Here is a 19,640-nt window from a genome sequence, read left to right on the forward strand (position 1 = left end):
AATATCATTTATACCGTAGACAGTAGGGGCCTAACCGCTTAATTATCCTACCGAGGTGTATATTATCACAGCTATTACGTTACGTATGCTTGTATATACAGCCTCCATGTCTCATGGAGGCTTTTTATATGGAATCCGTCGTCTCAGTCGTGATCACCTAACGGTATAAGTGTTACACAAGAATCTACAGGAGGTGTAACCATGAGCAGCGCAATTGAAACAAAAAAAGTTGTTGTTGAAGAAATTGCTTCTAAACTGAAAGAAAGTAAATCAACGATCATCGTTGACTATCGCGGACTTAACGTTTCTGAAGTAACTGAACTTCGTAAACAGCTTCGCGAAGCTAACGTTGAGTTCAAAGTTTACAAAAATACGATGACTCGCCGTGCGGTTGAACAAGCTGAGCTTAATGGTTTGAATGATTTCTTAACTGGACCGAACGCGATCGCATTCAGCACTGAAGATGTTGTCGCTCCGGCTAAAGTTCTTAATGACTTCGCTAAAAATCACGAAGCTCTTGAAATCAAAGCTGGCGTTATCGAAGGTAAAGTTTCTACTGTTGAAGAAGTGAAAGCTCTTGCTGAACTTCCATCACGCGAAGGCTTGCTTTCTATGTTGCTTAGCGTACTTCAAGCTCCAGTTCGCAACCTTGCTCTTGCTGCAAAAGCTGTGGCAGAACAAAAGGAAGAACAAGGCGCTTAATCTAATCAGTTTTTCATAAATTAAAACAAAATGGAGGAATTACAAATGGCTTTAAATATCGAAGAAATCATTGCTTCCGTTAAAGAAGCAACTGTACTTGAATTGAACGACCTAGTAAAAGCAATCGAAGAAGAATTTGGCGTAACTGCTGCTGCTCCTGTAGCTGTAGCTGGCGGAGCTGCTGCAGGCGGAGCTGCTGAAGAGCAAAGCGAATTCGATCTTATCCTTGCTGGTGCAGGATCTCAAAAAATCAAAGTTATCAAAGTTGTACGTGAAATCACTGGTCTTGGCTTGAAAGAAGCTAAAGAACTTGTTGACAACACTCCAAAACCACTTAAAGAAGGTATTGCTAAAGAAGAAGCTGAAGAGCTTAAAGCTAAACTTGAAGAAGTTGGCGCTTCTGTAGAAGTTAAGTAATCTTCACTTACCTGTAGGGGAAGCTCGCTTTTATGAGGCGAGCTTTTTCTTTGCCATTCTTTAAGCCATGAAAAAAGGAGGTTCTAATAATGAGTGAGCACTATTATTCAGAAAAACCTTCAGTGAAAAGCAACAAGCAAACCTGGTCTTTTAGGCTTCGGAATAAAGATTTCACGTTTACCAGCGACAGCGGGGTTTTTTCTAAAAAAGAAGTTGATTTCGGCTCCCGCCTGCTGATTGATTCTTTTGAAGAGCCTGAGGTTGAGGGCGGCATTTTGGATGTAGGCTGCGGGTACGGCCCGATTGGTTTATCGCTGGCCAGCGACTTTAAAGACCGGACTATCCACATGATTGACGTTAATGAGAGAGCCGTAGAACTATCAAATGAAAATGCGGAACATAACGGAATAACAAACGTTAAGATTTATCAAAGTGATTTGTTTTCAAACGTTGATTCTGCTCAAACATTTGCTTCTATTCTTACAAATCCCCCAATCCGAGCCGGAAAAAAAGTTGTCCATGCTATCTTTGAGAAAAGCGCTGAACACTTAAAAGCTTCAGGTGAGTTGTGGATCGTCATACAGAAAAAGCAGGGCGCGCCTTCTGCCATTGAAAAGCTCGAGGAACTGTTCGATGAAGTTTCCGTCGTTCAAAAAAAGAAAGGCTATTATATCATAAAAGCAAAAAAAGTTTGACTCGGTATTTTAACTATGTTAATATTGTAAAATGCCAATGTATATATTTTGCTTGATATGATGAATTGTCAATATCTATGTATAAATTATACAAGTATGGAAATGCTAATAAAATCGGTATTTGTTTTTGGATGTGGTTTTCTTAATTAGAAACCCTTTTTTCTTTTGTCTTGTAAAAGTATTTTCTTTCTTTGGAAGAAATGCTTATTACACATATAATACGCATGATTTGAGGGGTGAATCAGTTGACAGGTCAACTAGTTCAGTATGGACGACACCGCCAGCGCAGAAGCTATGCTCGCATTAGCGAAGTGTTAGAATTACCAAATCTCATTGAAATTCAAACCTCTTCTTATCAGTGGTTTCTTGATGAGGGTCTTAGAGAGATGTTTCAAGACATATCACCAATTGAGGATTTCACTGGTAACCTCTCTCTTGAGTTCATTGATTATAGTTTAGGTGAGCCTAAATATCCTGTAGAGGAATCAAAAGAACGTGATGTGACTTACTCAGCTCCGCTAAGAGTGAAGGTTCGTTTAATTAACAAAGAAACTGGAGAGGTAAAAGACCAAGATGTCTTCATGGGTGATTTCCCTATTATGACAGATACAGGTACTTTTATCATTAACGGTGCGGAACGTGTTATCGTTTCCCAGCTTGTTCGGTCTCCAAGTGTATATTTCAGTGGTAAAGTAGACAAAAACGGTAAAAAAGGTTTTACCGCAACTGTCATTCCAAACCGTGGCGCATGGTTAGAATACGAAACTGATGCGAAAGATGTTGTTTATGTCCGCATTGATCGCACACGTAAGTTGCCGGTTACGGTTCTTTTGCGTGCTCTCGGCTTCGGCTCCGATCAAGAGATTCTTGATCTCATAGGAGAAAACGAATACCTGCGAAATACGCTTGATAAAGATAACACAGAAAACAGTGACAAAGCGTTGCTGGAAATTTACGAGCGTCTCCGTCCTGGAGAGCCGCCTACAGTAGAAAATGCGAAAAGCTTGCTTGATTCTCGTTTCTTTGATCCGAAACGATACGATCTTGCCAATGTAGGACGCTATAAAATTAATAAAAAACTTCATATTAAGAATCGCCTCTTCAATCAGAGACTTGCTGAAACGCTTGTTGATCCTGAAACAGGAGAAATCCTTGCTGAAAAAGGCCAGATTCTTGATAGAAGAACACTTGATAAAGTACTGCCATACTTAGAAAACGGAATCGGTTTTAGAAAGCTGTATCCGAATGGCGGCGTTGTTGAAGATGAAGTGACTCTTCAATCAATTAAAATCTTTGCTCCGACTGATCAAGAAGGAGAACAGTTTATTAATGTAATCGGCAATGCTTACATCGAAGAAGAGATTAAAAACATCACGCCTGCTGATATTATTTCTTCAATCAGCTACTTCTTCAACTTGCTGCACGGAGTAGGCGACACAGATGATATCGATCATCTTGGAAACCGCCGTTTACGTTCTGTAGGCGAGCTTCTCCAGAACCAATTCCGTATCGGTTTAAGCCGTATGGAGCGTGTGGTTCGTGAGAGAATGTCAATTCAAGATACGAATACAATTACGCCTCAGCAGCTGATCAATATTCGTCCTGTTATTGCGTCCATTAAAGAGTTCTTTGGAAGCTCACAGCTTTCTCAATTCATGGATCAGACAAACCCGCTTGCTGAATTAACGCACAAGCGTCGTCTGTCAGCATTAGGACCGGGCGGATTGACACGTGAGCGTGCCGGAATGGAAGTGCGTGACGTTCACTACTCCCACTATGGCCGTATGTGTCCGATTGAAACGCCTGAGGGCCCGAACATCGGTTTGATCAACTCACTATCATCTTATGCAAAAGTAAACCGTTTTGGCTTTATTGAAACGCCATATCGCCGCGTTGACCCTGAAACAGGGAAGGTAACGGGCAGAATCGATTACTTAACTGCTGATGAAGAGGATAACTATGTTGTCGCTCAAGCGAATGCTCGTCTTGATGACGAAGGCGCCTTTATTGATGACAGCATCGTAGCTCGTTTCCGCGGGGAGAACACTGTTGTTTCCAGAAACCGTGTAGACTACATGGATGTATCGCCTAAGCAGGTTGTATCTGCTGCGACAGCATGTATTCCGTTCTTAGAAAACGATGACTCCAACCGTGCCCTCATGGGAGCGAACATGCAGCGTCAGGCTGTGCCTTTGATGCAGCCGGAAGCTCCATTTGTTGGAACTGGTATGGAATACGTATCAGGAAAAGACTCTGGTGCCGCTGTTATTTGTAAACACCCTGGTATCGTTGAACGCGTAGAAGCGAAAAACGTTTGGGTTCGCCGTTATGAAGAAGTAGACGGTCAAAAAGTAAAAGGAAACCTGGATAAATACAGCCTGCTGAAATTTGTCCGCTCTAACCAAGGTACGTGCTACAACCAGCGTCCGATCGTAAGTGTCGGCGATGAAGTGGTAAAAGGAGAAATCCTTGCTGACGGTCCTTCTATGGAGCTTGGTGAACTTGCACTTGGCCGTAACGTAATGGTCGGCTTCATGACATGGGATGGCTACAACTATGAGGATGCCATCATTATGAGTGAACGCCTAGTGAAGGATGATGTTTATACATCTATCCACATTGAAGAATACGAATCAGAAGCACGTGATACGAAACTTGGACCTGAAGAAATCACTCGCGATATTCCAAACGTCGGTGAAGATGCGCTTCGCAATCTTGATGACCGTGGAATCATCCGTATTGGGGCAGAAGTAAAAGACGGAGATCTTCTTGTTGGTAAAGTAACGCCTAAAGGCGTAACTGAACTGACTGCAGAAGAACGCCTTCTTCACGCCATTTTTGGCGAGAAAGCCCGCGAGGTTCGTGATACTTCTCTTCGTGTGCCTCACGGCGGCGGCGGAATTATCCATGACGTTAAAGTCTTCAACCGTGAAGACGGAGACGAACTTCCTCCAGGTGTTAACCAGTTAGTACGCGTATATATCGTTCAGAAACGTAAGATTTCTGAAGGGGATAAAATGGCCGGTCGTCACGGTAACAAAGGTGTTATCTCTAAGATTCTTCCTGAAGAAGATATGCCTTACCTTCCTGACGGCACACCAATTGATATCATGCTTAACCCGCTGGGCGTACCATCACGTATGAACATCGGGCAGGTATTGGAACTTCACATGGGTATGGCCGCTCGTTACCTTGGCATTCACATTGCATCTCCTGTATTTGACGGAGCGCGAGAAGAGGATGTCTGGGAAACACTTGAAGAAGCCGGCATGTCTCGTGACGCCAAAACAGTGCTTTACGACGGACGTACTGGAGAGCCGTTTGATAACCGTGTATCTGTCGGTATCATGTACATGATCAAACTAGCTCACATGGTTGACGATAAACTTCATGCACGCTCTACAGGCCCTTACTCACTTGTTACGCAGCAGCCTCTTGGCGGTAAAGCGCAATTTGGCGGACAGCGTTTTGGTGAGATGGAGGTTTGGGCACTTGAAGCTTACGGTGCGGCTTACACTCTTCAAGAAATTCTGACTGTTAAGTCTGATGACGTGGTTGGACGTGTGAAAACATACGAAGCCATCGTTAAAGGCGACAATGTTCCTGAACCAGGTGTTCCGGAATCATTCAAAGTATTAATCAAAGAACTTCAAAGCTTAGGTATGGATGTCAAAATCCTTTCTGGTGATGAAGAAGAAATAGAAATGAGAGATTTAGAAGACGAAGAAGATGCGAAACAAGCTGACGGCCTGGCATTATCAGGTGATGAAGAGCCGGAAGAAACAGCATCTGCAGACGTTGAACGCGATGTAGTAACAAAAGAATAATCTCTAGTTATAAAGGCAAGTGACATCGGTTAATCCGAAGATAAAAAGGGAGGTAGGCCCCTTGCTAGATGTGAACAATTTTGAGTATATGAACATCGGTCTTGCTTCACCAGATAAAATCCGTTCATGGTCTTTTGGTGAAGTGAAAAAGCCTGAAACGATAAACTATCGTACGTTAAAACCTGAAAAGGACGGTCTATTCTGCGAACGCATTTTCGGACCGACTAAGGACTGGGAATGTCATTGCGGGAAGTACAAGCGAGTTCGTTATAAAGGCGTAGTTTGTGACCGCTGCGGAGTCGAAGTAACACGGGCTAAAGTCCGTCGTGAGAGAATGGGGCACATTGAACTGGCTGCCCCAGTTTCCCACATTTGGTATTTCAAAGGTATTCCAAGCCGTATGGGTCTTGTGCTGGATATGTCACCTCGTGCTTTAGAAGAAGTCATTTACTTTGCTTCTTACGTTGTAACTGATCCGGCGAATACACCGCTTGAAAAGAAACAGCTTCTGTCTGAGAAAGAATATCGTGCTTATCTTGATAAATACGGTAATAAATTCCAAGCATCTATGGGTGCTGAAGCAATTCATAAACTTCTTCAAGATATCGATCTTGTAAAAGAAGTTGATATGTTAAAAGAAGAGCTGAAAACTTCACAAGGACAACGCCGTACTCGTGCGATCAAACGTCTTGAAGTTTTAGAAGCCTTCCGTAACTCAGGAAACAAGCCTTCTTGGATGATCCTTGATGTGCTTCCTGTTATTCCTCCGGAGCTTAGACCGATGGTTCAGCTAGATGGCGGACGTTTTGCGACTTCTGATTTGAATGACCTTTATCGTCGTGTCATCAACCGTAACAATCGTTTGAAACGCCTTTTGGACCTTGGTGCGCCTAGCATCATCGTTCAAAACGAAAAGCGTATGCTTCAAGAGGCTGTCGATGCCTTAATTGACAACGGCCGCCGCGGACGCCCTGTAACAGGCCCTGGTAACAGACCGTTAAAATCTCTTTCTCACATGCTGAAAGGGAAGCAAGGCCGTTTCCGTCAAAACCTTCTTGGTAAACGTGTCGATTACTCCGGACGTTCTGTAATCGTTGTTGGTCCTCATTTGAAAATGTACCAATGCGGATTACCGAAGGAAATGGCGCTTGAACTTTTCAAACCTTTCGTTATGAAAGAACTTGTTGAAAAAGGTCTTGCTCACAACATTAAGAGTGCGAAACGCAAAATTGAGCGCGTACAGCCTGAAGTTTGGGATGTACTAGAATCAGTTATTAAGGAGCATCCGGTACTGCTGAACCGTGCCCCTACACTTCACAGATTAGGTATCCAGGCGTTTGAACCAACGCTTGTTGAAGGACGCGCAATCCGTCTTCACCCGCTCGTATGTACAGCTTACAACGCTGACTTTGACGGTGACCAAATGGCGGTTCACGTACCATTATCTGCTGAAGCACAAGCTGAAGCACGCATCTTGATGCTTGCTGCTCAAAACATCTTGAACCCTAAAGATGGTAAACCGGTTGTAACACCGTCTCAGGATATGGTACTAGGTAACTATTACCTGACACTTGAGCGTGCCGGTGCTGTCGGTGAAGGTATGGTCTTCAAGAATACAGACGAAGCGCTTCTTGCTTATCAAAACGGATATGTTCACCTTCATACGAGAGTAGCTGTTGCAGCTAACTCACTTAAGAATGTGACATTTACCGAAGAACAGCGCTCAAAATTGTTAATTACAACTGTCGGTAAGCTTGTCTTCAATGAAATTCTTCCGGAATCATTCCCTTACATGAATGAACCAACGAAGAGCAACATTGAAGAGAAAACACCTGACCGTTTCTTCTTAGAAAAAGGTGCTGACGTTAAAGCTGTTATCGCACAGCAGCCAATCAATGCGCCGTTTAAAAAAGGCATTCTGGGTAAAATCATCGCGGAAATCTTTAAACGTTTCCATATTACAGAAACGTCTAAAATGCTTGACCGCATGAAAAACCTAGGTTTCAAATATTCAACAAAAGCTGGTATTACAGTTGGGGTTTCTGACATCGTCGTACTCGATGATAAACAAGAAATTCTTGAAGAAGCGCAAAGCAAAGTTGACAACGTTATGAAGCAGTTCCGCCGCGGTCTTATCACTGAAGAAGAACGCTATGAGAGAGTCATCTCTATCTGGAGTGCTGCAAAAGACGTTATCCAAGGCAAACTGATGAAATCACTTGATGAACTCAACCCGATCTACATGATGAGTGACTCTGGTGCCCGTGGTAACGCATCTAACTTTACGCAGCTTGCCGGAATGCGCGGCCTGATGGCCAACCCGGCTGGACGTATCATTGAGTTGCCGATCAAATCAAGTTTCCGTGAAGGTCTGACAGTATTGGAGTACTTTATCTCCACACACGGTGCGCGTAAAGGTCTTGCCGATACCGCTCTTAAAACTGCTGACTCAGGTTACCTTACACGCCGTCTCGTTGACGTTGCGCAGGATGTTATCATTCGTGAAACTGATTGCGGAACTGACCGAGGCATTCTTGCTAAGCCTCTTAAAGAAGGAACTGAAACAATTGAGCGCTTAGAAGAACGCTTAATCGGACGTTTTGCAAGAAAACAAGTGAAGCACCCTGAAACAGGTGAAGTGCTTGTGAATGAAAACGAACTGATCGATGAAGATAAAGCACTGGAGATTGTCGAAGCCGGCATTGAAGAAGTGTGGATCCGTTCTGCCTTCACATGTAATACGCCTCATGGTGTATGTAAACGATGCTATGGCCGAAATCTTGCAACTGGCTCCGATGTTGAAGTCGGTGAAGCTGTCGGAATCATTGCTGCCCAATCAATCGGTGAGCCTGGTACACAGTTAACAATGCGTACATTCCATACAGGCGGGGTTGCCGGAGACGACATCACACAGGGTCTTCCGCGTATCCAAGAGCTTTTCGAAGCGCGTAATCCGAAAGGTCAGGCAACAATTACAGAAATCGACGGTACAGTCGTTGAGATCAATGAAGTTCGTGATAAGCAACAGGAAATTGTGGTTCAAGGCGCAGTGGAAACACGTTCTTATACGGCACCTTACAACTCCCGCCTGAAAGTAGCGGAAGGAGATAAAATTACTCGAGGCCAAGTACTGACAGAAGGTTCAATCGATCCGAAAGAACTTCTTAAAGTGACTGACCTGACAACTGTTCAAGAGTATCTTCTCCATGAGGTTCAAAAGGTTTACCGTATGCAGGGTGTTGAAATCGGTGATAAACACGTAGAAGTAATGGTTCGCCAGATGCTTCGCAAAGTACGCGTAATTGATGCCGGTGACACTGATGTGCTTCCAGGTACATTGCTTGATATTCACCAATTTACTGAAGCGAACAAAAAGGTATTGCTTGAAGGCAATCGACCTGCTACAGGCCGTCCTGTCTTACTCGGTATTACAAAAGCATCTCTTGAAACTGATTCATTCTTATCTGCTGCTTCCTTCCAGGAAACAACACGTGTCCTTACAGATGCAGCGATCAAAGGTAAGCGTGACGAGCTTCTCGGCTTGAAAGAGAATGTTATCATCGGTAAGCTTGTTCCAGCTGGTACAGGAATGATGAAATACCGTAAAGTAAAACCAGTATCAAATGTTCAGCCGACTGACGATATGGTCCCGGTTGAATAACTGATTTAATGCTGCTGAAAGACTGCAAAAACAGTCTTTCAGCAGATATATTTATGAAAAAGTCACTCTATGAGAAGAACGAAACTAAAAAATGTCATACCTTGTTGACATTCGTCTCCTAGAATGATAATATAACCAAGGTGCTCGAAATAAACCTGTTACTTTGGAGGATATGTTTATGTCTTATGATAAAGTATCACAGGCCAAATCAATTATTATTGGTACGAAGCAAACAGTGAAAGCTCTAAAGCGAGGTTCAGTAAAGGAAGTAGTCGTTGCAAAAGACGCAGATCCGATACTCACGTCAAGTGTTGTTTCACTTGCTGAAGATCAAGGTATCTCTGTCTCAATGGTTGAATCCATGAAAAAGCTCGGCAAAGCCTGCGGAATTGAGGTAGGAGCAGCCGCTGTTGCCATTATTTTATAACGTACTTTTGTTTTTGCGTAAGATTCCATCTTGTGTAAAGACATTGTTTTTTGCCTTTTGATGAACCACCTGGGTATGTGGGTTATAAAACGTAATGAAGGGAGGAAAAATTCATGCCTACAATTAATCAGCTAATTCGCAAAGGACGCGTGAGTAAAGTAGAAAACTCAAAGTCTCCTGCACTTAACAAAGGATACAACAGCTTTAAAAAAGAGCACACTAACGTATCTTCTCCACAAAAACGCGGGGTATGTACTCGTGTTGGTACAATGACACCGAAAAAACCGAACTCAGCACTTCGTAAATATGCTCGTGTTCGTTTGACTAACGGAATCGAGGTTACTGCTTACATTCCTGGTATCGGTCACAACCTGCAAGAGCACAGTGTTGTACTTATCCGCGGCGGACGTGTAAAAGACTTACCAGGGGTACGTTACCACATCGTTCGTGGTGCGCTTGATACTGCTGGGGTTGAAAACCGTGCACAAGGCCGTTCTAAATACGGTACGAAAAAACCTAAAGCAAAATAATATACGAAAATACGCATAATTGATGAAGGGAGGATATTCAGATGCCACGTAAAGGTCCTGTAGCAAAAAGAGATGTTTTACCTGATCCGATTTACAACTCTAAGCTTGTATCTCGTTTAATCAACAAAATGATGATCGATGGTAAAAAAGGTAAGTCTCAAACAATCCTATACAAGTCATTCGATATCATTAAAGAACGTACTGGCAATGATGCAATGGAGGTTTTCGAACAAGCATTGAAAAACATCATGCCTGTACTTGAAGTAAAAGCACGCCGTGTAGGTGGTGCGAACTACCAAGTTCCTGTAGAAGTTCGTCCTGAACGTCGTACGACTCTTGGACTTCGCTGGTTAGTTAACTACGCTCGTCTTCGCGGAGAAAAAACGATGGAAGAGCGTTTAGCTAACGAAATCCTTGACGCAGCTAACAACACTGGTGCTGCTGTTAAGAAACGTGAAGACACTCATAAGATGGCTGAAGCAAACAAAGCATTTGCTCACTATCGCTGGTAGGATTTATAGATTAACAAAACACAATTTCCTAATAAGGAAGGAGAAATTACCCAATGGCAAGAGAGTTCTCCTTAGAAAAAACTCGTAATATCGGTATCATGGCTCACATCGATGCCGGTAAAACGACAACTACAGAACGTATCTTGTTCTATACTGGTCGTATCCACAAAATTGGTGAAACTCATGAAGGAGCTTCACAAATGGACTGGATGGAGCAGGAACAAGAACGTGGTATCACAATCACTTCCGCTGCGACAACTGCACAGTGGAAAGGATACCGCGTAAACATCATCGATACTCCAGGACACGTAGACTTCACAGTTGAAGTTGAACGTTCTCTTCGTGTACTTGATGGTGCTGTTGCTGTACTTGACGCGCAATCAGGCGTTGAGCCTCAAACAGAAACTGTTTGGCGTCAGGCAACAACTTATGGAGTACCGCGTATCGTTTTTGTTAACAAAATGGACAAAATCGGTGCAGACTTCCTTTACTCTGTAGGAACTTTAAGAGACCGTCTTCAAGCAAACGCTCATGCAATTCAATTGCCGATCGGTGCTGAAGATAACTTCGAAGGTATCATTGACCTTGTAGAAAACGTTGCGTATTTCTACGAAGATGACCTCGGAACTCGTTCTGATGCAAAAGAAATCCCTGAAGAGTACAAAGAGCAAGCTGAAGAGCTTCGCAACAGCCTTATTGAAGCTGTATGTGAGCTTGATGAAGAGCTTATGGATAAGTACCTTGAGGGTGAAGAAATCACAATTGACGAGTTAAAAGCAGGAATTCGTAAAGGTACATTAAATGTTGAATTCTACCCTGTTCTTGTTGGTTCTGCTTTCAAAAACAAAGGTGTTCAACTAGTACTTGATGCTGTTCTTGACTACCTTCCTGCACCAACTGACGTTGCTGCAATCAAAGGTACACGTCCTGATACAAATGAAGAGATTGAGCGTCATTCTTCTGACGAAGAGCCATTCTCTGCATTAGCATTTAAAGTTATGACTGACCCTTACGTTGGTAAGTTGACGTTCTTCCGTGTGTACTCTGGAACACTTGATTCTGGTTCATACGTGAAAAACTCTACTAAAGGCAAACGTGAGCGTGTTGGACGTATTCTTCAAATGCACGCTAACAGCCGTGAAGAAATCTCTACTGTATACGCAGGGGATATCGCAGCTGCTGTAGGTCTAAAAGATACAACTACTGGAGATACTCTATGTGATGAGAAGGATCTTGTTATCCTTGAGTCAATGGAATTCCCAGAACCAGTTATCGACGTTGCTATTGAGCCTAAATCAAAAGCCGACCAAGATAAAATGGGTATCGCTTTAGCGAAACTTGCTGAAGAAGATCCTACATTCCGTACTCAAACAAACCCAGAAACTGGCCAAACGATCATCTCTGGTATGGGTGAACTTCACCTTGATATCATTGTTGACCGTATGAAACGCGAATTTAAAGTAGAAGCCAATGTTGGTGCTCCTCAAGTTGCGTACCGTGAAACATTCCGTACCGGTGCAAAAGTTGAAGGTAAATTCGTACGTCAGTCTGGTGGACGCGGTCAGTTCGGACACGTTTGGATCGAATTCGAACCAAACGAAGAAGGCGCTGGCTTTGAATTTGAAAATGCGATTGTCGGTGGGGTTGTTCCTCGTGAATACATCCCAGCTGTTCAAGCAGGTCTGGAAGATGCACTTGAAAATGGTGTACTAGCAGGCTTCCCGCTTATCGACATTAAAGCTAAACTTTTCGACGGTTCTTACCATGATGTTGACTCAAACGAAATGGCATTTAAAGTTGCTGCTTCTATGGCATTGAAAAATGCAGTCAGCAAATGTAACCCAGTTCTTCTTGAACCAATCATGAAAGTAGAAGTGGTTATTCCAGAAGAATACATGGGAGATATCATGGGTGATATCACTTCACGTCGCGGACGCGTAGAAGGTATGGAAGCACGCGGTAACGCTCAAGTTGTTCGCGCTATGGTTCCTCTTGCTGAAATGTTCGGTTACGCTACTGCACTTCGTTCTAATACGCAAGGTCGCGGTACGTTCACTATGCACATGGATCACTACGAAGAAGTGCCGAAGAGCGTCGCAGAAGAAATTATCAAAAAAAATAAAGGCGAATAATTGATTTTGCCGCTTAACTCAAGTATAACTACTATTGTAAGATGAGGAAGTGAAAGCTTTCTTTCACTTCCTATCACTCTATACATTACTAATTAAAAGCTCTTAAGGAGGATTTTAGAATGGCTAAAGAAAAATTCGACCGTTCCAAATCACATGCCAATATTGGTACAATTGGACACGTTGACCATGGTAAAACAACTTTAACTGCTGCTATCACAACAGTACTTCATAAGAAATCTGGTAAAGGTACAGCTATGGCGTACGATCAAATTGATGGTGCTCCAGAAGAACGCGAGCGCGGTATCACAATCTCTACTGCACACGTTGAGTACGAAACTGAAACTCGTCACTATGCACACGTTGACTGCCCAGGACACGCTGACTATGTTAAAAACATGATCACTGGTGCTGCGCAAATGGACGGAGCTATCCTTGTAGTATCTGCTGCTGATGGCCCAATGCCACAAACTCGTGAGCACATCCTTCTTTCTAAAAACGTTGGTGTACCATACATCGTTGTATTCTTAAACAAATGCGACATGGTAGACGACGAAGAGCTTCTTGAACTAGTTGAAATGGAAGTTCGCGATCTTCTTAGCGAATACGACTTCCCTGGTGATGATGTACCAGTTGTTAAAGGTTCTGCTCTTAAAGCTCTTGAAGGAGACGCTGAGTGGGAAGCTAAAATCTTCGAACTTATGGATGCGGTTGATGAGTACATCCCAACTCCAGAACGCGACACTGAAAAACCATTCATGATGCCAGTTGAGGACGTATTCTCAATCACTGGTCGTGGTACAGTTGCTACTGGCCGTGTAGAACGCGGACAAGTTAAAGTCGGTGACGAAGTTGAAATCATCGGTCTTCAAGAAGAGAACAAGAAAACAACTGTTACAGGTGTTGAAATGTTCCGTAAGCTTCTTGATTACGCTGAAGCTGGTGACAACATTGGTGCCCTTCTTCGCGGTGTATCTCGTGAAGAAATCCAACGTGGTCAAGTACTTGCTAAACCAGGTACAATCACTCCACACAGCAAATTCAAAGCTGAAGTTTACGTTCTTTCTAAAGAAGAGGGTGGACGTCATACTCCATTCTTCTCTAACTACCGTCCTCAGTTCTACTTCCGTACAACTGACGTAACTGGTATCATCCATCTTCCAGAAGGCGTAGAAATGGTTATGCCTGGAGATAACACTGAAATGAACGTTGAACTTATTTCTACAATCGCTATCGAAGAAGGAACTCGTTTCTCTATTCGTGAAGGCGGACGTACTGTTGGTTCAGGCGTTGTTTCTACAATCACTGAGTAATAGTATGAATTTAAACGAGACCCCTGCGGGTCTCGTTTTTTGTTTGCTTATCTTTTTCTTGTATAATAGGATCTATCATATTCGAGGGGCTAATATTTATGATTCCTGAAAAGAAATCAATCGCAATCATGAAAGAACTAAGCATTGGGAATACAAAGCAAATGCTAATGATTAATGGAGTTGATGTGAAAAATCCATTGCTGCTTTTTTTACATGGCGGGCCGGGAACGCCGCAAATCGGATATGTTAGACATTATCAAAAAGAGCTGGAACAGTATTTTACAGTAGTTCATTGGGATCAGAGAGGATCGGGGCTTTCTTATTCTAAGCGAATTTCGCATCACTCTATGACAATAAATCACTTCATTAAAGATACAATCCAAGTCACTCAATGGCTTTTAGCTCATTTTTCAAAATCAAAACTTTACCTAGCCGGTCATTCGTGGGGGTCAATACTGGCGCTTCATGTGCTGCAGCAGTGTCCTGATTTATTTTACGCGTATTATGGAATCAGCCAGGTTGTTAACCCCCACGATGAAGAATCAACTGCTTATCAACATATTCGTGAAATTTCTGAATCAAAAAAAGCCAGCTTATTATCTTTCCTCACACGTTTCATTGGTGCTCCGCCTTGGAAGCAGGATATCCAGCACCTTATCTATCGGTTTTGTGTTGAGCTAAGCAGGGGAGGATTCACTCGCCGTCATCGTCAATCTCTAGCTGTATTATTTCAAATGCTTACTGGCAATGAGTATGGAGTGCGGAACATGCACAGCTTCCTCAATGGATTGCGCTTCAGTAAAAAACATTTAACTGATGAGTTGTACCGGTTTAATGCTTTTACATCAGTTCCTTCTATTAAAGTACCGTGTGTTTTCATTTCAGGGAAACATGACTTAATTGTTCCTGCTGAAATATCGAAACAGTATTATCAAGAACTTGAGGCACCCGAAAAGCTCTGGTTTCAATTTGAGAACTCAGCCCACACCCCGCATATTGAGGAGCCGTTATTATTCGCGAACACATTAAGTCGACATGCACGACACCATTTATGATAGATCCTTGATAATTAAGAAAAACCCCTGTATAATGATAAAAGTGTGCAAACCATGCATATTTTAAATAAGTCTTGCAACATGCGCCTATTTTCTGTATAATGGTGTATGTTGGTCTTTGACTGCGATGAAGTGAGAGGTTGCTGACACACCCGGCCGCTTTGCCATGGCAAGGTGTTCAGGTTTTTCTCACGGAGAACTGTCTAACGTGATGTAGGCGAAAAGGAGGGAAAATAATGGCAAAACAAAAAATTCGTATTCGTTTGAAAGCATATGATCATAGAATCCTTGATCAATCTGCAGAGAAGATTGTTGAAACGGCAAAACGTTCTGGTGCCAGTGTATCTGGTCCGATTCCGTTGCCAACTGAAAAATCAGTTTACACAATCCTTCGTGCGGTGCACAAATACAAAGATTCTCGTGAGCAATTTGAAATGCGTACACATAAACGTTTAATCGACATTGTGAACCCAACACCACAAACTGTTGATGCTCTTATGCGATTAGACTTACCATCTGGTGTCGATATCGAAATTAAACTTTAATTCTAAAATATAGAATGATCTTAATAGGAGGTGTGACGAATGACCAAAGGAATCTTAGGAAGAAAAATTGGTATGACGCAAGTATTCGCTGAGAATGGTGATCTTATTCCGGTAACTGTTATCGAGGCTGCTCCAAACGTTGTTCTTCAAAAGAAAACAGCTGAAAACGACGGTTACGAAGCAATCCAGCTTGGTTTTGACGACAAGCGTGAAAAGCTTTCTAACAAACCTGAAAAAGGGCACGTTGCAAAAGCGGAAACTGCTCCTAAGCGCTTCGTTAAAGAATTACGCGGAGTGGAAATGGATGCGTATGAAGTTGGTCAGGAAGTCAAGGTTGAAATTTTCTCTGCTGGAGAAATCGTAGATGTAACAGGAGTATCTAAAGGTAAAGGTTTCCAAGGTGCGATCAAGCGCCACGGACAATCTCGCGGACCTATGTCTCACGGTTCACGCTACCACCGTCGTCCTGGTTCAATGGGACCTGTAGATCCTAACCGTGTATTCAAAGGTAAATTATTACCTGGACGTATGGGCGGAGAGCAAATCACTGTTCAAAACCTTGAAATCGTAAAAGTTGATGCAGAACGCAATCTTCTTTTGATCAAAGGTAACGTACCTGGTGCGAAGAAATCTTTAATCACTGTTAAAAGTGCTGTTAAATCTAAATAATTCTCTTAGGAAAGGAGGAAATTGATTATGCCAAAAGTAGCATTATACAACCAAAACGGTTCTACTGCTGGTGACATCGAATTAAACGCTTCTGTATTTGGTATCGAACCAAATGAGAGTGTTGTATTCGACGCTATTCTTATGCAAAGAGCTTCCTTACGTCAAGGAACTCACAAAGTAAAAAATCGTTCTGAAGTACGCGGCGGAGGTCGTAAACCATGGCGTCAAAAAGGTACTGGACGTGCCCGTCAAGGTTCAATCCGTTCACCGCAATGGCGCGGAGGTGGTGTCGTATTCGGCCCAACACCACGCAGCTATTCTTATAAATTACCTAAAAAAGTTCGCCGCTTGGCAATCAAATCAGTATTGTCTTCTAAAGTGATCGACAACAACATCATCGTTCTTGAAGATCTTACTCTTGATACGGCTAAAACAAAAGAAATGGCAGCTATCCTTAAAGGATTATCTGTTGAGAAAAAAGCTTTAATCGTAACTGCGGATGCAAACGAAGCAGTAGCATTATCTGCTCGTAACATTCCTGGAGTTACTGTTGTTGAAGCTAACGGAATCAACGTTTTAGACGTTGTCAACCACGAGAAGCTTCTGATTACAAAAGCAGCGGTTGAAAAAGTAGGGGAGGTGCTTGCATAATGAAAGATCCTCGTGATGTTCTAAAGCGCCCCGTCATTACTGAACGTTCTGCCGATTTAATGACTGAAAAAAAATATACTTTTGAAGTTGATGTAAGAGCTAACAAAACAGAAGTGAAAGACGCGGTTGAAAGCATCTTTGGAGTGAAAGTTGACAAAGTCAACATCATGAACTACAAAGGCAAATCAAAACGTGTTGGACGCTACACTGGTATGACTAGCCGTCGCAGAAAAGCGATCGTAAAACTTACTGCAGACAGCAAAGAAATCGAAATTTTTGAAGCTTAATTATCTGTAAAAAGAAGGAGGGAAATTCAAAATGGCGATTAAAAAGTATAAACCGACCTCTAATGGACGTCGTGGCATGACAACTTCAGATTTTGCTGAAATCACGACTGACAAGCCGGAAAAATCCTTGCTTGCTCCCCTTCACAAAAAAGGCGGACGTAACAACCAAGGTAAATTGACTGTACGTCACCAAGGTGGCGGACATAAACGCCAATACCGTGTTATCGACTTCAAACGCGATAAAGATGGTATACCTGGACGCGTTGCTACAGTTGAATACGATCCAAACCGTTCAGCTAACATCGCTCTAATCAACTATGCAGACGGAGAAAAACGTTACATTCTTGCTCCTAAAGGAATTCAAGTAGGTACTGAAATCATGTCAGGTCCTGAAGCTGACATTAAAGTAGGTAATGCACTTCCACTTATCAACATCCCTGTTGGTACAGTTGTGCATAACATTGAATTAAAACCTGGTAAAGGCGGACAGCTTGTACGTTCAGCTGGTACATCTGCTCAGGTTCTTGGTAAAGAAGGTAAATACGTTCTTGTACGTCTTAACTCTGGTGAAGTTCGCATGATCCTTTCTGCTTGCCGTGCTTCTATCGGTCAAGTAGGCAACGAACAGCACGAACTTATCAACATTGGTAAAGCTGGACGTTCTCGCTGGAAAGGCATCCGTCCTACTGTTCGTGGTTCTGTAATGAACCCTAACGATCACCCACACGGTGGTGGTGAAGGACGTGCGCCAATCGGACGTAAATCACCAATGTCTCCATGGGGCAAACCAACTCTTGGATTCAAGACTCGTAAGAAAAAGAACAAATCCGATAAATTTATCGTACGTCGTCGTAAAAATAAATAACGGGGTTGTCTACGGTTCTTTTCGGACCGTAGTGCAATCACGAAGGGAGGTTCCAAAATGGCTCGCAGCTTAAAAAAAGGACCATTTGTCGATGGACACTTGATGACTAAAATCGAGAAATTAAATGAAACAGACAAGAAACAAGTCGTAAAAACTTGGTCTCGTCGTTCTACTATTTTCCCACAGTTTATTGGTCACACAATCGCAGTCTATGACGGACGTAAACACGTGCCTGTATTCATCTCTGAAGATATGGTAGGGCACAAGTTGGGTGAATTCGCTCCAACTCGTACGTACAAAGGTCATGCTAGTGATGACAAAAAAACAAGACGCTAAGAGAGGAGGCTTTTAAATGCAAGCTAAAGCTGTTGCAAGAACAGTCCGTATTGCTCCTCGTAAAGCACGTCTAGTAATGGACCTGATTCGAGGCAAGCAAGTAGGTGAGGCAGTATCAATCTTGAACCTTACACCAAGAGCTGCTTCTCCAATTATCGAGAAAGTATTAAAATCCGCTATTGCAAATGCTGAGCATAACTATGAAATGGACGCTAACAACCTGGTTATTTCTCAAGCATTCGTTGACGAAGGCCCTACGTTAAAAAGATTCCGCCCACGTGCTATGGGACGTGCGAGCCAAATCAACAAACGTACGAGCCACATTACAATCGTTGTATCAGAAAAGAAGGAGGGATAAGTAGTGGGTCAAAAGGTAAATCCAGTCGGTCTTCGTATCGGAGTCATTCGTGATTGGGAATCTAAGTGGTACGCTGGTAAAGATTACGCTGACTTCCTGCACGAAGATTTAAAAATTCGTGAATACATTAGCAAACGCCTTTCTGACGCTTCTGTTTCTAAAGTAGAAATCGAGCGTGCAGCAAACCGCGTTAACATTACGATCCACACAGCTAAGCCTGGTATGGTTATCGGTAAAGGCGGTTCTGAAGTCGAAGCACTTCGCAAAGCCCTTAACAGCCTTACTGGCAAGCGTGTACACATTAACATTCTTGAAATCAAAAGAGCAGATCTTGATGCACAGCTAGTTGCTGACAACATCGCTCGTCAATTAGAAAACCGTGTTTCTTTCCGCCGTGCGCAGAAACAACAAATCCAACGTACTATGCGTGCTGGAGCACAAGGTGTGAAAACAATGGTTTCTGGTCGTCTTGGCGGTGCAGATATCGCTCGTTCTGAATACTACAGTGAAGGAACTGTTCCATTGCACACATTACGTGCGGACATTGACTATGCAACATCTGAAGCTGATACTACTTACGGTAAGCTTGGTGTAAAAGTCTGGATCTATCGTGGAGAGGTTCTTCCTACTAAGAAGAAAAATGAGGAAGGAGGAAAATAAT

Annotated in this window: 19 protein-coding genes and 1 other annotated feature (1 of these 20 cut by a window edge); all 19 genes read left to right on the forward strand. The window is 42.8% G+C overall.

What is annotated here, in order from left to right; all coding sequences use genetic code 11:
- Positions 1-136 (forward strand) — a sequence feature (ribosomal protein L10 leader region); it begins 5 nt to the left of the window's first position.
- Between the two features lie 65 nt (positions 137-201).
- The 19 genes from rplJ (at position 202) to rpsC (ending at position 19,639) form a co-directional block, all read left to right on the forward strand.
- Positions 202-702, forward strand: a complete 501-nt coding sequence (rplJ, locus tag NYE53_RS00665) for a 50S ribosomal protein L10 (protein ID WP_003235042.1) — start codon at positions 202-204, stop codon at positions 700-702.
- Positions 703-747: 45 nt separating this feature from the next.
- A complete protein-coding gene (gene rplL, locus NYE53_RS00670) occupies positions 748-1,119 on the forward strand; it encodes a 50S ribosomal protein L7/L12 (protein WP_003156436.1) in 372 nt (123 codons plus the stop codon).
- An 89-nt stretch (positions 1,120-1,208) separates the two neighbouring features.
- Positions 1,209-1,814 (forward strand): class I SAM-dependent methyltransferase, encoded by a 606-nt coding sequence (locus tag NYE53_RS00675; RefSeq protein WP_015252989.1) that lies wholly within the window; start codon positions 1,209-1,211, stop codon positions 1,812-1,814.
- Positions 1,815-2,059: 245 nt separating this feature from the next.
- Positions 2,060-5,641 (forward strand): DNA-directed RNA polymerase subunit beta, encoded by a 3,582-nt coding sequence (gene rpoB / locus NYE53_RS00680; protein WP_339246728.1) that lies wholly within the window; start codon positions 2,060-2,062, stop codon positions 5,639-5,641.
- A 61-nt stretch (positions 5,642-5,702) separates the two neighbouring features.
- Positions 5,703-9,302, forward strand: a complete 3,600-nt coding sequence (gene rpoC, locus NYE53_RS00685) for a DNA-directed RNA polymerase subunit beta' (protein ID WP_004399688.1) — start codon at positions 5,703-5,705, stop codon at positions 9,300-9,302.
- Between the two features lie 178 nt (positions 9,303-9,480).
- On the forward strand, positions 9,481-9,729 hold the full coding sequence (locus NYE53_RS00690) for a 50S ribosomal protein L7ae-like protein (RefSeq protein ID WP_003225778.1): 249 nt from the start codon (positions 9,481-9,483) through the stop codon (positions 9,727-9,729).
- 113 nt (positions 9,730-9,842) lie between these two features.
- On the forward strand, positions 9,843-10,259 hold the full coding sequence (gene rpsL, locus NYE53_RS00695; protein ID WP_003225781.1) for a 30S ribosomal protein S12: 417 nt from the start codon (positions 9,843-9,845) through the stop codon (positions 10,257-10,259).
- A gap of 41 nt (positions 10,260-10,300) precedes the next feature.
- Entirely contained in the window at positions 10,301-10,771 is a 471-nt protein-coding gene (rpsG, locus tag NYE53_RS00700; protein ID WP_003225784.1) for a 30S ribosomal protein S7, read from the forward strand.
- A 53-nt stretch (positions 10,772-10,824) separates the two neighbouring features.
- On the forward strand, positions 10,825-12,903 hold the full coding sequence (fusA, locus tag NYE53_RS00705) for an elongation factor G (RefSeq protein WP_003235056.1): 2,079 nt from the start codon (positions 10,825-10,827) through the stop codon (positions 12,901-12,903).
- A 119-nt stretch (positions 12,904-13,022) separates the two neighbouring features.
- Complete coding sequence (gene tuf / locus NYE53_RS00710) at positions 13,023-14,213, forward strand: elongation factor Tu (RefSeq protein WP_003235058.1); 1,191 nt, start codon at positions 13,023-13,025, stop codon at positions 14,211-14,213.
- Positions 14,214-14,311: 98 nt separating this feature from the next.
- A complete protein-coding gene (locus NYE53_RS00715) occupies positions 14,312-15,268 on the forward strand; it encodes an alpha/beta hydrolase (protein ID WP_339246731.1) in 957 nt (318 codons plus the stop codon).
- 236 nt (positions 15,269-15,504) lie between these two features.
- Positions 15,505-15,813 carry a 30S ribosomal protein S10 gene (gene rpsJ, locus NYE53_RS00720; protein ID WP_003156464.1) on the forward strand — a complete coding sequence of 103 codons (309 nt, stop codon included), beginning with the start codon at positions 15,505-15,507 and terminating at the stop codon, positions 15,811-15,813.
- Positions 15,814-15,852: 39 nt separating this feature from the next.
- A complete protein-coding gene (rplC, locus tag NYE53_RS00725) occupies positions 15,853-16,482 on the forward strand; it encodes a 50S ribosomal protein L3 (RefSeq protein ID WP_004399671.1) in 630 nt (209 codons plus the stop codon).
- Positions 16,483-16,509: 27 nt separating this feature from the next.
- Positions 16,510-17,133: a 50S ribosomal protein L4 gene (rplD, locus tag NYE53_RS00730; protein ID WP_339246732.1), complete on the forward strand. Its 624-nt coding sequence runs from the start codon at positions 16,510-16,512 to the stop codon at positions 17,131-17,133.
- Positions 17,133-17,420 carry a 50S ribosomal protein L23 gene (rplW, locus tag NYE53_RS00735; RefSeq protein ID WP_003156467.1) on the forward strand — a complete coding sequence of 96 codons (288 nt, stop codon included), beginning with the start codon at positions 17,133-17,135 and terminating at the stop codon, positions 17,418-17,420. Before rplD ends, rplW begins: the two co-directional genes overlap by 1 nt.
- 31 nt (positions 17,421-17,451) lie before the next feature.
- Positions 17,452-18,285: a 50S ribosomal protein L2 gene (gene rplB, locus NYE53_RS00740; protein ID WP_003225795.1), complete on the forward strand. Its 834-nt coding sequence runs from the start codon at positions 17,452-17,454 to the stop codon at positions 18,283-18,285.
- Positions 18,286-18,342: 57 nt separating this feature from the next.
- Positions 18,343-18,621 carry a 30S ribosomal protein S19 gene (gene rpsS / locus NYE53_RS00745; protein ID WP_003156472.1) on the forward strand — a complete coding sequence of 93 codons (279 nt, stop codon included), beginning with the start codon at positions 18,343-18,345 and terminating at the stop codon, positions 18,619-18,621.
- Positions 18,622-18,637: 16 nt separating this feature from the next.
- The gene (gene rplV, locus NYE53_RS00750; protein WP_003156475.1) at positions 18,638-18,979 is read left to right on the forward strand and encodes a 50S ribosomal protein L22; all 342 of its coding nucleotides are present in this window, start codon (positions 18,638-18,640) and stop codon (positions 18,977-18,979) included.
- 3 nt (positions 18,980-18,982) lie between these two features.
- Entirely contained in the window at positions 18,983-19,639 is a 657-nt protein-coding gene (gene rpsC / locus NYE53_RS00755; RefSeq protein ID WP_003235068.1) for a 30S ribosomal protein S3, read from the forward strand.
- Position 19,640: the final 1 nt, after the last annotated feature.

The sequence above is a fragment of the Bacillus sp. FSL R5-0523 genome, from assembly GCF_037975295.1.
Lineage (GTDB): Bacteria > Bacillota > Bacilli > Bacillales > Bacillaceae > Bacillus > Bacillus subtilis.

Coding starts and splice junctions, on each gene's coding strand:
- rplD (WP_339246732.1), top strand. CDS start 16,510: ATGCCAAAAGTAGCATTATACAACCAAAACGGTTCTACTGCTGGTGAC.
- rpsG (WP_003225784.1), top strand. CDS start 10,301: ATGCCACGTAAAGGTCCTGTAGCAAAAAGAGATGTTTTACCTGATCCG.
- rpsS (WP_003156472.1), top strand. CDS start 18,343: ATGGCTCGCAGCTTAAAAAAAGGACCATTTGTCGATGGACACTTGATG.
- rplJ (WP_003235042.1), top strand. CDS start 202: ATGAGCAGCGCAATTGAAACAAAAAAAGTTGTTGTTGAAGAAATTGCT.
- rpsL (WP_003225781.1), top strand. CDS start 9,843: ATGCCTACAATTAATCAGCTAATTCGCAAAGGACGCGTGAGTAAAGTA.
- NYE53_RS00690 (WP_003225778.1), top strand. CDS start 9,481: ATGTCTTATGATAAAGTATCACAGGCCAAATCAATTATTATTGGTACG.
- rplW (WP_003156467.1), top strand. CDS start 17,133: ATGAAAGATCCTCGTGATGTTCTAAAGCGCCCCGTCATTACTGAACGT.
- rplB (WP_003225795.1), top strand. CDS start 17,452: ATGGCGATTAAAAAGTATAAACCGACCTCTAATGGACGTCGTGGCATG.
- NYE53_RS00675 (WP_015252989.1), top strand. CDS start 1,209: ATGAGTGAGCACTATTATTCAGAAAAACCTTCAGTGAAAAGCAACAAG.
- rpsJ (WP_003156464.1), top strand. CDS start 15,505: ATGGCAAAACAAAAAATTCGTATTCGTTTGAAAGCATATGATCATAGA.
- rplV (WP_003156475.1), top strand. CDS start 18,638: ATGCAAGCTAAAGCTGTTGCAAGAACAGTCCGTATTGCTCCTCGTAAA.
- tuf (WP_003235058.1), top strand. CDS start 13,023: ATGGCTAAAGAAAAATTCGACCGTTCCAAATCACATGCCAATATTGGT.
- NYE53_RS00715 (WP_339246731.1), top strand. CDS start 14,312: ATGATTCCTGAAAAGAAATCAATCGCAATCATGAAAGAACTAAGCATT.
- rplL (WP_003156436.1), top strand. CDS start 748: ATGGCTTTAAATATCGAAGAAATCATTGCTTCCGTTAAAGAAGCAACT.
- fusA (WP_003235056.1), top strand. CDS start 10,825: ATGGCAAGAGAGTTCTCCTTAGAAAAAACTCGTAATATCGGTATCATG.
- rplC (WP_004399671.1), top strand. CDS start 15,853: ATGACCAAAGGAATCTTAGGAAGAAAAATTGGTATGACGCAAGTATTC.